The 13,400-nt window shown below is 65.6% G+C and carries 13 protein-coding genes; all 13 read right to left on the minus strand.

Annotated features, from left to right (window positions below; translation table 11 throughout):
* Window positions 1-3: 3 nt before the first annotated feature.
* The 13 genes from folD to ACFSUD_RS00120 all read right to left on the minus strand — a co-directional run bounded on the left by folD (window position 4) and on the right by ACFSUD_RS00120 (window position 13,388).
* Entirely contained in the window at window positions 4-894 is an 891-nt protein-coding gene (gene folD, locus ACFSUD_RS00060) for a bifunctional methylenetetrahydrofolate dehydrogenase/methenyltetrahydrofolate cyclohydrolase FolD (protein ID WP_386370106.1), read from the minus strand.
* 117 nt (window positions 895-1,011) lie between these two features.
* Complete coding sequence (locus tag ACFSUD_RS00065; RefSeq protein WP_386370108.1) at window positions 1,012-2,688, minus strand: formate--tetrahydrofolate ligase; 1,677 nt, start codon at window positions 2,686-2,688, stop codon at window positions 1,012-1,014.
* Window positions 2,689-2,829: 141 nt separating this feature from the next.
* Window positions 2,830-3,411, minus strand: a complete 582-nt coding sequence (locus ACFSUD_RS00070) for an MOSC domain-containing protein (RefSeq protein ID WP_386370110.1) — start codon at window positions 3,409-3,411, stop codon at window positions 2,830-2,832.
* A gap of 98 nt (window positions 3,412-3,509) precedes the next feature.
* The gene (gene ftsH, locus ACFSUD_RS00075) at window positions 3,510-5,423 is read right to left on the minus strand and encodes an ATP-dependent zinc metalloprotease FtsH (protein WP_386370112.1); all 1,914 of its coding nucleotides are present in this window, start codon (window positions 5,421-5,423) and stop codon (window positions 3,510-3,512) included.
* A gap of 77 nt (window positions 5,424-5,500) precedes the next feature.
* A complete protein-coding gene (gene tilS / locus ACFSUD_RS00080) occupies window positions 5,501-6,745 on the minus strand; it encodes a tRNA lysidine(34) synthetase TilS (protein WP_386370114.1) in 1,245 nt (414 codons plus the stop codon).
* 42 nt (window positions 6,746-6,787) lie between these two features.
* Window positions 6,788-7,663: a tol-pal system protein YbgF gene (gene ybgF / locus ACFSUD_RS00085; RefSeq protein WP_386370116.1), complete on the minus strand. Its 876-nt coding sequence runs from the start codon at window positions 7,661-7,663 to the stop codon at window positions 6,788-6,790.
* Window positions 7,664-7,683: 20 nt separating this feature from the next.
* Window positions 7,684-8,214 (minus strand): peptidoglycan-associated lipoprotein Pal, encoded by a 531-nt coding sequence (gene pal, locus ACFSUD_RS00090; protein WP_386370119.1) that lies wholly within the window; start codon window positions 8,212-8,214, stop codon window positions 7,684-7,686.
* 94 nt (window positions 8,215-8,308) lie between these two features.
* Window positions 8,309-9,631, minus strand: coding sequence for a Tol-Pal system beta propeller repeat protein TolB (gene tolB, locus ACFSUD_RS00095; RefSeq protein WP_386370122.1), 1,323 nt, complete (start codon window positions 9,629-9,631; stop codon window positions 8,309-8,311).
* Between the two features lie 242 nt (window positions 9,632-9,873).
* Window positions 9,874-10,947, minus strand: coding sequence for an energy transducer TonB (locus ACFSUD_RS00100; RefSeq protein WP_386370124.1), 1,074 nt, complete (start codon window positions 10,945-10,947; stop codon window positions 9,874-9,876).
* 102 nt (window positions 10,948-11,049) lie between these two features.
* A complete protein-coding gene (gene tolR, locus ACFSUD_RS00105; protein WP_386370127.1) occupies window positions 11,050-11,532 on the minus strand; it encodes a protein TolR in 483 nt (160 codons plus the stop codon).
* A 3-nt stretch (window positions 11,533-11,535) separates the two neighbouring features.
* Entirely contained in the window at window positions 11,536-12,231 is a 696-nt protein-coding gene (gene tolQ / locus ACFSUD_RS00110; protein WP_386370129.1) for a protein TolQ, read from the minus strand.
* A gap of 120 nt (window positions 12,232-12,351) precedes the next feature.
* Window positions 12,352-12,753 (minus strand): tol-pal system-associated acyl-CoA thioesterase, encoded by a 402-nt coding sequence (gene ybgC / locus ACFSUD_RS00115; RefSeq protein ID WP_386370132.1) that lies wholly within the window; start codon window positions 12,751-12,753, stop codon window positions 12,352-12,354.
* The gene (locus tag ACFSUD_RS00120) at window positions 12,750-13,388 is read right to left on the minus strand and encodes a hypothetical protein (RefSeq protein ID WP_386370135.1); all 639 of its coding nucleotides are present in this window, start codon (window positions 13,386-13,388) and stop codon (window positions 12,750-12,752) included. The genes ybgC and ACFSUD_RS00120 overlap by 4 nt, the downstream gene beginning before the upstream one ends.
* Window positions 13,389-13,400 lie beyond the last annotated feature (12 nt).

Consider the following 13,400-nt stretch of genomic DNA (forward strand, 5'->3'; position numbering starts at 1 on the left):
CCTTCACGCCGTCAGGCCTTCGGGCTCTTCGAGCCCGTTGGCGCGGCAGCAGGCGGTGAGGGTGTTGGCCAGCAGGCAGGCGATGGTCATCGGGCCGACGCCGCCGGGGACCGGGGTGATGGCGCCCGCGACTTCGGCGCAGCTGGCGTAATCGGCATCCCCGACGAGCTTGTTCTTGCCGTCGCGCTCGATGCGGTTGATGCCGACGTCGATCACTGTCGCCCCCGGCTTGATCCAGTCGCCCGGCACCATCTCGGGGCGGCCGACCGCCGCCACCACGATATCGGCGCGGCGCACCACCTCGGGCAGGTCCTTGGTGCGGGAATGGGCGATGGTGACGGTGCAGCTGTCGCCGAGCAGCAGCTGCGCCATCGGCTTGCCGACGATGTTGGAACGGCCCACCACCACCGCGTCAAGCCCCGAGAGCGAGCCGTGATGTTCGCGCAGCATCATCAGGCAGCCCAGCGGCGTGCAGGGCACCATCGATTTCTGCCCGGTGCCGAGCAGGCCGACGTTGGAAATGTGGAAGCCGTCGACATCCTTGGCCGGGTCGATCGAATTGATCACCAGGTCCTCGTCGAGATGTTTGGGCAGCGGCAGCTGCACCAGGATGCCGTGGATCTCCGGGTCGTTGTTGAGCTGTTCGATCAGCGCCAGCAGGTCGCCCTGGCCGGTCTCCGCATCGAGCTTGTGCTCGACCGATTTCATGCCCACCTCGACGGTCATCTTGCCCTTCGAGCGGACATAGACCTCGGAGGCCGGGTCCTCGCCGACCAGCACCACGGCGAGGCCTGGCGTGATGTTGTGCTGCTCCTTCAGGCGCGTCACGTGTTCCGCCACCTGGCCACGCACCTTGGCCGCGAATGCCTTGCCGTCGATGATTGTCGCTGTCATGTCACTTTCCTCTTTGCGCGCGGAGCGGGTCGGCGCCCGTTGATCTCGTGTCGTGTCGGGGCGGGCGGGATCATCCCGCCCCGCCCCCGTAGGCTGGGTAAAACCCACCCCCGTGCTTCAGAACAGGCCTTCGACGTCGCCTTCCTCGTTGAGGCGGATGTTCTCGGCCGAGGGCACCCGCGGCAGGCCCGGCATGGTCATGATCTCACCGCAGATCACCACCACGAACCCGGCACCCGCGCTCAGACGCACTTCGCGCACCGGCACCGAGAAGCCGGTCGGCGCGCCGCGCCGCTCGGGGTCGGTGGTGAAGCTGTACTGGGTCTTGGCCATGCAGACCGGCAGGTTGCCATAGCCCTGGGCCTCCCAATCCTTGAGCTGGTTGCGGATCTTCTGGTCCGCCAGCACCTCGTCGGCGCGGTAGATGCGCTTGGCCACCGCCTCGATCTTCTGGAACAGCGGCATGTCATCGCCGTAGAGCGGCGCGAAATTGGCCTGGTCGTGATCGGCGATCTCGGCCACGCGGGTGGCGAGTTCCGCCGAGCCTTCCGAGCCCAGCTCCCAGTGACGGCTCAGGATCGCCTCGGAACCCTGTTCCTTGACATAGGCCTTGACCGCGTCGACCTCGGCATCGGTGTCGGTGACGAAATGGTTGATCGCCACCACCACCGGCACGCCGAAGGATTTGACGTTCTCGATGTGGCGGCCGAGGTTGGCACAGCCCTTCTTGACCGCATCGACATTCTCGGTGCCCAGATCGGCCTTGGCGACGCCGCCGTTCATCTTCATCGCCCGCACCGTGGCGACCACGACCACCACCGAAGGGTGCAGCCCGGCCTTGCGGCACTTGATGTTCATGAATTTCTCGGCGCCGAGATCGGCCCCGAAACCGGCTTCGGTGACCACGTAATCGGCCAGTTTCAGCGCCGTGGTGGTGGCGATCACCGAGTTGCAGCCATGCGCGATATTGGCGAACGGGCCGCCATGCACGAAGGCCGGGTTGTTTTCCAGCGTCTGCACCAGGTTGGGCTGCATCGCGTCCTTCAACAGCACGGTCATCGCGCCGTCGGCCTTGATGTCGCGGGCAAAGACCGGGCTGCGGTCGCGGCGATAGGCCACGATCATGTCGCCCAGGCGCTTCTCCAGATCCGCCAGATCCTTGGCCAGACAGAGGATCGCCATGACTTCGGAAGCCACGGTGATGTCGAACCCGGCCTCGCGCGGGAAACCGTTGGAGACGCCGCCGAGGCTGGCGGTGATGTTGCGCAGGGCGCGGTCGTTCATGTCGAGCACCCGGCGCCAGACCACCCGGCGGGTGTCGATCTCGAGCTCGTTGCCCCAGTAGATGTGGTTGTCGATCATCGCGCTGAGCAGGTTATGCGCCGAGGTGATGGCGTGGAAATCGCCAGTGAAATGGAGGTTCATCTCCTCCATCGGCACGACCTGCGCATAGCCCCCGCCCGCGGCGCCGCCCTTCATGCCGAAGTTCGGCCCGAGCGAGGCCTCGCGGATGCAGACCGCGGCCTTCTTGCCGATCCGGTTCAGACCGTCGCCGAGACCCACCGTGGTCGTGGTCTTGCCCTCGCCCGCCGGGGTCGGGTTGATCGCCGTGACCAGGATCAGCTTGCCGTCCTTGCGCTCCTGCACGCCGTCGATGAACGTCTGGCTCACCTTCGCCTTGTCATGCCCATAGGGCAGAAGATCGTCGCTGGAGATCCCGAGCTTCTCACCAATCTCCTGGATCGGCCGCTTCTGCGCCTCGCGCGCAATCTGAATGTCGGTCTTGAAAGCCATGTTGTTCCCCTGTGACTGGTGGCCTGAAGCCGTTTCTGCATACAGGGGCATGCGGCCCGGCAAGGGGCGCATTTCCGACATTCAGGCTGCATGATGCGGCGGCCACGGGGGACGGGGTTTCCTTTGGGAAACCTTTGTCGCTCAAACCGGCGCCCAGACGGGCTGGTCCGGCAGATGCAGGCGGAGCCGGTCGCCGAGCTGCAGAATACCCTCGCGCTCCACCCAGGCCGTGACCCCGCGCCGCCCCCGGGCCGCGGATTTGAAACGCGGGCCATGGCCGGGATGGCGCTCCTCGATGACACGACCGGGCAGCACACAGGGGCGGTTTTCCATGTCGATGACCAGGCTGGCACCGGACGGGGCCTGCAGCCGCGACGAGGGGGGCACATGGCTGAAATCGGGAATACCTTCGAGCACGATCGAGGCGCCGAGCGCGCCGGGGTCGAGATGCGCGAGTTCCATCGCGGCGGCGATCTGGGCCAATTCCTCGACCGAGAGGATCGACAATTGCCTGGTGTTGCGGATCTCGGTTCCCTTGAGATGCTGCGCCGTCACGCGAACGCAGGACGCCCTGGTCAGCCCGGCATGGCAATCGCCTTCGAACCCGGCATAGCTGGCGAAGATCTGGGCGCGGCGCTCGGCCCGCAGATCCCGGCTGCTGTCGCCGGCCACTCCGAGCCAGGTGATGCGGGCGGAATACTCGCTGGGTTTGAGGGCGGGCATATCGTCTCCTGTCGTTGCGCGAAGACTGGCGCAGCGTGGCGGCAAAGAAAAGGCCCCGCGCGTGGCGGGGCCTGTATCTCTGTGCGGTCGCGAGATTGTCAGGTCGAGGGTTCCGGCTCCAGCCCGCCGGAGGGCGGCGACTTCTTGCCCTTGGCCTTGGGGATCGCCGTGACGCTCGGCGCGCTGCCCTGATCGGGCATGTCGTCATCGGGATGTTCGGAGGGCGGCAGGCCTTTCAGCACCCGCTTGATCTCGTCCCCGGTCAGCGTCTCGTACTCCAGCAGGCCCTGTGCCAGGCGCTCGAATTCGACTTCCTTCTCGGTGATGATCTCCATCGCGCGGTCATAGCCATCCTGGATGAAGCGGCGCACCTCTTCCTCGACCAGCTCCTTGGTATTGGCCGAGACCGAAAAACCGGCGGTATTACCCTGATAGCCCTCGGCGGCTTCCGAATAGTCGATATTGCCGACCTTGTCGGACATGCCCCAGCGCAGCACCATGGCCCGCGCCAGCGCGGAAGCCTGCTGGATATCGCCTGCCGGACCGTTGGAGACAGCATCGGCCCCGTATTTGTGGATCTCCGCCGCCTTGCCGGCCATCGCCATGGCGAGGCGCTGATGGCATTCGTCCTTGAACATGTTGAGCCGGTCCATTTCCGGCAGGCTCATGACCATGCCGAGCGCCCCGCCGCGCGGGATGATCGTCGCCTTGTAGACCGGGTCGCATTTCGGCAGCGTCATGCCGACGAGCGCGTGACCGGCCTCGTGATAGGCGGTCATCTCCTTCTGCTCGGCGGTCATCACCATCGAACGGCGCTCCGGGCCCATCATCACCTTGTCCTTGGCCTGTTCGAAATCGATCATCGTCACGAAACGCCGCCCGACGCGTGCCGCCATCAACGCGGCCTCGTTCACCAGATTGGCGAGATCCGCGCCAGAGAAACCAGGGGTGCCACGGGCGATGATGCGCAGATCGACATCCGGGCCGAGCGGCGTCTTGCGGGCATGCACGTGCAGGATCTTCTCGCGGCCCTTGATGTCGGGATTGGGCACCGTGACCTGACGGTCGAAACGACCGGGACGCAGCAGCGCCGGGTCGAGCACGTCGCGCCGGTTGGTGGCGGCAAGGATGATCACGCCTTCGTTGCTCTCAAAACCGTCCATCTCGACCAGAAGCTGGTTCAGCGTCTGTTCGCGCTCGTCATTGCCGCCGCCGTAACCGGCACCACGATGGCGGCCGACCGCGTCGATCTCGTCGATGAAGACGATACAGGGGGCGTTCTTCTTGGCCTGTTCGAACATGTCACGCACCCGGCTCGCGCCGACGCCGACGAACATCTCGACGAAATCGGAACCGGAGATGGTGAAGAACGGCACGCCCGCCTCGCCGGCGATGGCACGGGCCAGGAGCGTCTTACCGGTGCCCGGAGGGCCGACCAGCAGCGCGCCCTTGGGGATCTTGCCGCCGAGACGGGAGAATTTCTGCGGATTGCGGAGAAATTCGACAATCTCCTCGAGCTCTTCCTTGGCCTCGTCGATGCCCGCGACGTCATCAAAGGTCACCCGGCCATGTTTCTCGGTCAGCATCTTGGCCTTGGATTTGCCGAAGCCCATGGCGCCGCCCTTGCCGCCGCCCTGCATGCGATTCATGAAATATATCCAGACACCGATCAGCAGAAGCACCGGCAGCAGCGACATCAGGAAGGTCTGGAACCCCGATTGCGCCTGCTGTTCGGCGCGCACCGGGATATTGTTGTCGATCAGCAGCGTCGTGATCTCGGCATCTTCCGGCTTGATCGCGATATAATCGCTGCCGTCGGAACGGCGGAACCGCACCTGCTCGCCGTCGAGCGTCACGTTGCGCACGTCGCCCCCCTTCACGGCGGAAACAAATTCGGAATAGCTGATCTCGCGATTTTGCATGGCGCCGTCGGAGCCGCTGAACAGGTTGAACAGCGCCAGAATCAACAGCATCAATACGACCCAAAAGGCGAGGTTGCGAACATTGCCCAAGGAAACTCTCCTAAATTCGGGGGGCCGCACCAACATAATCCGACCACCACTCTAAGATAGAGATCATGTGGCCATGTTCAATGCGATAATAGGGCGGTGAAGAAACCTTCTGCCCCATCAAGGAGTTCAGCCTGCCAGTTTCCGCCCATTCCGGCAAGGGGCGCGGCAATCAGCGCGTCTCCCTGCCAGATGGCCGGGGTCGAGAGCAGGACCGCATGGGGCCGCCCGGTGGCGCGCCAATCCGGGCATTGGGTGAGACCGGCGCCGCCGAGAGGGCCAACGTGCAGCGTCTCATTCTGTGGAACATCGGCAGGGGGACGCAGTTTCCAGCGCCCGTCCCACGGCGTGTCCAGCGCGGCGCGGCTGTCGCGCACCTTGTCATATTCGCGAAATACCCAGATCCTGCCTTGGTTCGGCCGTGCATGACAGCCGTCGACCGTGCCGGCCTGACCCTTTTGCAAGGCCTTGATCATGCCGCTGACGGCGCCGCGTCGGGGCGGATAGGGTGCGCCGCTGATCCAGTTCAGCGCACCGATCAGCAGTCGGCGCTGGATTTCGTCAGGCAGAATCAGCAGTCTGCGGCGGTCGAACACCACGGCACCGGCGTGGATCTCGGCCATGTCGCGTGCGGCGAGGAAGGTCTGCCAGTCGAGCGCCCGTCGCGCCTGCGACAGATTGGCCGCGACGGCGGACAGCCCCTCTGCGTCGATCCCCAGCGGTGCCAGCGCCGCAAGCGTCTGGCGTGCCCGGATACGTTCGAACCTTTCGTCCTCGTTGCTTGGATCCTCGACCCAGACGACCCCCTCGCTCCGCAGATATTCGCGCAGCTCGGCACGGCTGACGCCAAGCAGGGGGCGCAGCCAGGTGATCCCGTCATGAAGCCGTCGCGGCGCCATGCCGGAAAGCCCGTCGACCCCGGCCCGCCGCGCCAGACGCATCAGCAATGTCTCGGCCTGATCGTCAGCCGTGTGGCCGAGCGCCACATGGTCAAGCCCACGCGTCCTTGCCCAGTCCACCATCAGCCCATAGCGCGCCGTGCGCGCCGCGTTCTGAAGATTGCCGCTGCCGTCCCAGCCGTGCCATTTCAGGATATCGTGTTCGATGCCGAGGTCCGCACAGTGACGCGCCACCAGCGCGGCTTCCTCGACCGCCCCGGCACGCAGCCCGTGATCGACGGTGACCGCAAACAGCGTGCAGACCTGCGTGGCGCAGAACCGATGCAGGAGCTGCAGCAGCGCCATGGAGTCGCCGCCGCCCGATACCGCTACCCCGATCCGCTCGGGAGGATGGGGCAACAGCGCATCGCTGACCTTCCCGGTCAACCGCCTGATCAGCCCCTCCCCCTCCATTCTAGCGGTACAAAATCAGGAGCAATTCAATGCGCGCCGCTCGGCCTCGGCTTCGGCGACCGCCGGATTGCCGGGAAAGCGGATCGCGACCTCAGACAGCGTGACGCAGGCCTCCTGGATCTGGCCCAGCGTGCCGAGTGCCTGACCGAGGTGGAACAGCGCCTGTGGCGCAACCGGTCCGACCGGGTCGGTGCTGAAACTGGCGAGAAAGGCGCGTGCCGCCTCCCGCGAATCTCCCAGACCGTTCAGCGCCTCACCGCGCCGCAGCTCCGCCTCCGCGGCTAGCGGGCCGCCCGGATAGGTCTCGTTGAAGGTCTCAAAGAGGTCCGCGGCGCTGCGAAAGTCACTGGATGCGAGCGCCTCCTGCGCCCGCTTGAAATCGGCCTCCTCGTTGACGGCCAGTTCAGAGGAATCGATCGGGGTGGCGGGGGCGCTCGGCGTGGCGGTCGCCGCCGCCGGATCGCTCGGCTGCGGAGATGCCGCGGGCAACGCCGCGCCGCCGGAGGGTTCGATCTCGCCGCCGCCGAGGGTCGATGTCTCCCCGAGAGCGCCGACATCGCCGCCTTCCAGCTCGACCAGCCGGAATTCCAGATCGCCGATCCGGTTGGTGCCATCGGACACCACCCGGTTGACCCGGTTTTCCAGCTCTTCGGTCTTCGAGGTCAAACGCTGCAATTCGCTTTCCATGGAATTGACCCGCTCGAGCACGGAGGAGCCGGTGACCGCCACCGACGCGCCGCCCGAGGTCGAGAGCTCACGCCGCAGTTTCTGCATCTCGACGTTGAGGATCGTCAGTTCCTGACGCACATCGGCCAGGGTCTGCGCATCCTGCGCCATCGCAAAGCCGGGTGACAGGATCAACCCCAGGGTCACAGCCAAAACAAATCGCATGTTATTCACCCTCTCTCAGACTAGCTTGTGAGGCCGCCCGCAAGCACCGTCACGGCGCGGCGGTTCTTGGCATAGCAGGCCTCAACGGAGCAGATCTCGATCGGGCGTTCCTTGCCGTAGCTCACCACGCGCAGACGCGACGGGGCGACGCCCTTGGAAATGAGGTATTCGCGCGCTGCATTGGCCCGGCGGGCGCCGAGCGCAAGGTTGTATTCGCGCGTGCCCTTTTCATCCGCATGGCCCTCGATCACCGCCTGGTAATCGGCATTGGTCATCAGCCACTGCGCCTGCCCGTCCAGCGTTGCCTGGCCCACCGCGGTCAGGCTCGACTGGTCGTTCTCGAAAAGAACACGGTCGCCGATCGCCTGCTGGAAATAGGCGGTCGAGGTCGGATCGTTGGCGCTGCCCGGGATGACACCGCTGTTCACCCCGGTGCCTGCACCGGCCCCGGCACCGCCCGCCGCGCCGCCGCTGCCGAAACGGTCGGGGTTGGTACAGGCCGACAAGGCCAGCGTGGCAATCAGGATCGTGCTGGTCAGAATGGACTTCATGTTAACTGCCCTCTTCAATGGCGTTTCTCGTTGTTTGGCCGATGTCTATCATATCAGCCCGGCCATGGGAAATGTGCTGACGCCTGCCGTAGCGCTACTTTTGCAAGGGCGACCAGGACGGGTCCGAGGCGCCCTGCGGCGTGCGCACTGGCCGCAGGTTGCGCCCGGAAATGTCCACCGAATAGAGCGAGGAGGAACCGCCCGCGCCCTGCGTCTCGCGCGCGAACATGATCACCCGGCCATTGGGCGCCCAGGTCGGCCCCTCATCGAGGAAGGAGGCGGTCAGAAGGCGTTCTTCCGAACCATCCGTGCGCATCACGCCGATGTGGAACCGGCCCTTGTTCTGCTTGGTGAAAGCGATGAGATCGCCGCGCGGGGACCATACCGGCGTGCCGTAGCGCCCTTCACCGAAGGAGATCCGCGTCGCCTCGCCCCCGGTGGCGGGCATGATATAGAGCTGCTGGGTGCCGGAGCGGTCGCTTTCGAAGACGATTTGGCTGCCGTCGGGGGAATAGCTCGGCGCGGTCTCGATCGCCGGGGTATTTGTCAGCCGCACCGATTGGCCGCTGTTGATATCCATCGTGTAGATATCGGTATTGCCTCCGGTGGTCAGCGAATAGACGACGGTCTGCCCCGAGGGCGAGAAACGCGGCGCGAAGCTCATCGTGCCTTCGGCACTCTCCAGCCCCCGGCGCGAGACGCTGCCGATGTCGAGCACGTAGATCCGCGGGAAGCCGCTTTCATAGCTGGTATAGAGGACGCGATCCCCACTCGGCGAGAACCGCGGCGCCAGCACGATGGACCCGGCATCGGTCAGGTATTTCAGGTTGGCGCCGTCGTAATCCATGATCGCCAGCCGTTTCTGACGCTCGTCCTTGGCCCCGGTTTCGGAGACGAAAACTACCCGGCTGTCGAAATAGGCGCCCTCCCCGGTGATCCGGCTATAGACCGCGTCGGCCACCTTGTGCGCCATGCGCCGCCAGCCATCCGCCGTCCCGGAGAATTGCAGCCCGTCGCCGAGCTCGGCCCCCGAAAAGACATCGTAGAGGCGGAATTTCACGTTGAGTGTATTGCCCGAGACATTGACCGCCCCGGTGATCAGCGCCTGGGCGTTGATTGCCTTCCAATCTGCATATTGCACCGGCGCGTTGAAATCGCTCACCGTCGAGATAAAGGCGCTGGCGGGCACTTCGCGGAACAATCCCGTGCCGGTCAGGTCCTCCGAGACCACCCGCGCGATATCAACCGCCAACTGCCCGGCCTCGCCGCTTTCGGGCTGAAAGCTCGGTACGGCGAAGGGCAAGGGTTCGATCACCCCTTCGGTAATCTCGATACGCAGGGGCCCCTGCTGGGCTTGCGCGGTACCGACCAGCGCGCCGATCAGCGCCAGACAGATGCTCAGAAACCGTAGACTCATTTGCTCCGCAACCTTTCGGGATTGAATGTCATATCACTGCCTCGCCTTGCCGGTGCTGCTGCACCGATCCGCACGGGATTTTACCTGCTTCGGCCGATCTGCCCCGACCGGGCGGCTTTCCGCGCTTTTCTGCCAACCTAAAGGGCGCGCGGGCTGCGGCAAGGGCGAAGGCGGCGCAACCGGCATGTTTCTGCCAAAACCCGCGCCGCGTGGGCACCGAGCCGGGGCCGGAGCCAGAAGTCTCACTTCACCCGCATCCGCTCTGGATTGAAGGTCATCTCGATATTCTGCCATTCGCCGTATTTGTCGATCGGCAGGGAATATCCCTTGGCCCCGCAACGGATGATCGCACGGCGCGCCGCCTCGAAAGCCTGTCTGGCCGCCCCGTCAGAGCCGCCGGAACTGCCCTCGAGCCGGATCGTACCGGTGATCGGCGTGCCGTCCTGGTTCATCGCGACGCTGACCACGACGGTGGTCTGCAGCGCCTCGGAGGAGAGCGAACCGACGTTCCAGCAGCTCGACACGGCGACGCGCAGCGATTCCTTCTCCCCGGCGGAAAGCGGTGGCCCGCCGGGCTCCGCGGCTGCTGGCGCCTCGCTGCCGCCCTGCGCTGCCGCCACGGCTGCGGCAATCGCCGCCGCATCGACATCCTCGCTCGGCTTTGCCGGTTCCTCGACAGGCTTTTCAGCGGGTTTCTCGACGGGCTGTGGCTTTGGCTTCTCGACCGGTTCCTTCACCTCCGCGACCTGCGGCGCGGGGGCCGGACGACGCGCGGGCGGCCGGGGGGATTGGTTTGGTGCGGCCCTGGGGGCTTGGGTGGCCTCAGTCACGATCTCGGTGGTCGCCTCTTCGGGGGCTGTCGCCTCCTTGGGCTCGACAATCGTTTCACCTTCGGGCTCGGGGGCGGCCGCCGGTTCCTCCACGGGGTCGGGGGTCACTTCCGGATCGGGCTGCGCCACCGGCTCGGGTGCGACGCGCGGCGCCGGTTTGGGCACCGGGCGCGGGGCGATCTCCGGCACCAGCACGGCGATGTCGGAGGGCGGTTCGGGCAGCTCGGGCGCCTGTTCGCTGACCTCGGCCTCGGGCGGCAGCGCCTCCTGCTCGGCAACCTCCGGCGCCGCATCGTCCTGCGGGGTCACTGCCTGCGACGGGTCCGGCTGTTCGATCTCGGGATCGGCCTCGCTGCTGACCTCGGGTGCGTCGGGCGTGATCTCCGGTGCCGTCGGCTGCGCCACTTCGCTGGTCTGGTCGGGCGCCTGCTGCGCGGCCATCAGCGCGTCGAACTCGGCGCTGCTGATCACCGATACCTCGGTCATCTCGAAGGGCTCTCGATCGGGTGTAAGGAGTCCGCCTAGCAGCAGCCAGCCGATCAGCCCCAGATGGCCCGCACCTGAAATATAATGCCCGGTATGCACCGCTCAGCCACCCGAAGCAGGCGCGCCGTCGAGCGTCGGGCCGCCGATATCCGTCACCAGCCCGATATTGGAGAAGCCGCCCTTGTTGAGCGCGCCCATGATCTCCATCACCGCCTTGTAGGGCACGCTGCCGTCGGCGCGCAGATAGACCCGGTCGCTCGCGCGCTCGGCCGCGATGGCGCGCAGCTTCGGGATCAGTTGATCGCGCGCGGTGTCGGTGGTCTGGATCTGCACGGCGCCCTCGGCGGTCACGGTCACGGTGAGCGGCTCCTCGGGCTCGGAAGGCAGCGCGTTGGCGGCGCTCTTGGGCAGTTCCACCGGCACCCCGACGGTCAGCAGCGGGGCCGCGACCATGAAGATGATCAGCAGCACGAGCATCACGTCAACGAAGGGCGTGACGTTGATCTCCGACATCTGCGCCGCGCCGCCGCGCCGCCGCCGACGCCCGCTGCCGCCGCTCGTTTTCTTGATGACACCGGCACCCATGGCTCAACTGTCCAGCTGGCGGCTGAGGATGGTGGCGAATTCATCGGCAAAGGCTTCGTAATTGCCGAGAATCCGGTCGCTGTCAGCGCTGTACTTGTTGTAGAAAATCACCGCCGGGATCGCCGCGAACAGCCCCATGCCAGTCGCCAGAAGCGCCTCGGCGATGCCGGGTGCCACGACGGCAAGGTTGGTGTTCTGCTGGGCCGCGATCTCGATGAAGGCGTTCATGATCCCGAAGACGGTGCCGAAGAGCCCGACGAAAGGCGCGGTCGAGCCGATCGTCGCCAGTACCGGCACACCCTTCTGCAGGCGCTCCGCCTCCTTCGAAATGGCCACGTCCATTGACCGGTCGATCCGCGCCGTGGCGCCGGGAATCAGCCCGCCGTCGTCGCGATGCGAGCGCCGCCACTCGGTCATCCCGGCGGCAAAGATCTTCTCTGCCGACCCATGCGGTTCGCTGCCGATGCTTTCATAGAGCCCGTCAAGCGGCTCACCGGACCAGAAGGCCTGGTCGAACTGCACCGCCTGGGCGCGGGCGCGGCGATACTGGAGGGCTTTCTGGACGATGATCGACCAGGACCAGAACGAGGCCCCGATCAGCAACAGCATTACCAATTTCACGGTCAGGGTCGCCCGTGCGAACAACCCCCACATGGAGAAATCAATCCCCTGCGCCAGTGCCAGCGTCTCTGCTTCCATCTATCCTGCTCTTCGCTCTGCTGCCCTCAACGGGCGGTCTGCCTTGGCGGCCTTGTTTGCCAAGGCTCCACTTGCCATGAAACTAGCCAAAGGCAATGGGGAATGCCAGATTTATGGTATCTATCCGCCGATCACGCCCTGCAGTGAGCGAAGTTTCGCTGGAAGCCGCACCGGTCTGCCCCCCGGCCCGATCGCCACCAGCGTAACCAATGCCGAGAAGATACGCTCCTCGCCGCGCTGCACGTCCTGACGCATCACGAGCCGCGCCGGGGCGACGCTTTCCACCGCGCTTTGCACCTGCAGCTCATCCTCGAAATGCGCCGGTGCAAGATAATCCGCCTCGACCCGGCGCACCGCGAAGACGATACCCGCATCCTTCAGCGCCAGCTGGTCGATCCCGAGGCCACGCACCCAATCGCTGCGCGCCCGCTCGATGTAGCGCAGGTAATTGGCGTAATAGACGATCCCGGCCATGTCGGTATCCTCGTAATGGACCCGGACCGCAAAACTGTGACCGCTCACGGGGCATCGCCGCCGAGATGCTGGCCAACCCGCGCCGCGAGCCGCAGCGCGTGGGCGGCATCCTGGGCCATGGCGGGCATCACCGGGTCATAGGCCGCGCGGATCAGCGCCGCGATTTCCGGGCGCAGGATGATCTGTTCTCCGGCCACCGCCAGGGGCGAGGTGCTTTGGAACGCCTGTTCCGACCAGAGCAGCATCGCCTGCACGATCTGCGACAGGGCCAGCGTCTGGGCGGGCATCTCGCTGAGCCCCTCATCCATGCGCAGGAACACGAAACAGGCCTTGATCGCGCCGGTCTCGTCAAAGCGGAACAGCCGGTATTGATTGGCCCCCTGCCCCTGCAGGCGGGTCACAAGGCCGGCAAGCTCGGGCACCAGATGGTCCATACCCGGCACGTCGAGCAATTCCGTCCAGTTGCGGAAGAAGAACAGCATCAGGTTGCTGCCAAGCTCGGGATCGGTTTCGGCTATCTCGTGCCCCGCCAGACTGCAGGTCGCTTCGAGCGCGCCCTTGACCACCGACAGCGTCGCATCCTCGACGCCGAACACCACCGGGGCGATGGGCCGCCCCCAGCGGGCGAAGTGATAGCCGCCGTCCTGGCGGGTGAACAATCTCTCGATCTCGTCTGCTTGCATGGTCTTTCCAAT

The sequence above is a fragment of the Sulfitobacter aestuarii genome, assembly GCF_042685005.1.
Taxonomy (GTDB): domain Bacteria; phylum Pseudomonadota; class Alphaproteobacteria; order Rhodobacterales; family Rhodobacteraceae; genus Sulfitobacter; species Sulfitobacter aestuarii.

Coding starts and splice junctions, on each gene's coding strand:
- ACFSUD_RS00100 (WP_386370124.1), bottom strand. CDS start 10,947: ATGACCGAGGTATCGGTGATCAGCAGCGCCGAGTTCGACGCGCTGATG.
- tolQ (WP_386370129.1), bottom strand. CDS start 12,231: ATGGAAGCAGAGACGCTGGCACTGGCGCAGGGGATTGATTTCTCCATG.
- folD (WP_386370106.1), bottom strand. CDS start 894: ATGACAGCGACAATCATCGACGGCAAGGCATTCGCGGCCAAGGTGCGT.
- ACFSUD_RS00065 (WP_386370108.1), bottom strand. CDS start 2,688: ATGGCTTTCAAGACCGACATTCAGATTGCGCGCGAGGCGCAGAAGCGG.
- ybgF (WP_386370116.1), bottom strand. CDS start 7,663: ATGCGATTTGTTTTGGCTGTGACCCTGGGGTTGATCCTGTCACCCGGC.
- ACFSUD_RS00120 (WP_386370135.1), bottom strand. CDS start 13,388: ATGCAAGCAGACGAGATCGAGAGATTGTTCACCCGCCAGGACGGCGGC.
- pal (WP_386370119.1), bottom strand. CDS start 8,214: ATGAAGTCCATTCTGACCAGCACGATCCTGATTGCCACGCTGGCCTTG.
- tolR (WP_386370127.1), bottom strand. CDS start 11,532: ATGGGTGCCGGTGTCATCAAGAAAACGAGCGGCGGCAGCGGGCGTCGG.
- ACFSUD_RS00070 (WP_386370110.1), bottom strand. CDS start 3,411: ATGCCCGCCCTCAAACCCAGCGAGTATTCCGCCCGCATCACCTGGCTC.
- tolB (WP_386370122.1), bottom strand. CDS start 9,631: ATGAGTCTACGGTTTCTGAGCATCTGTCTGGCGCTGATCGGCGCGCTG.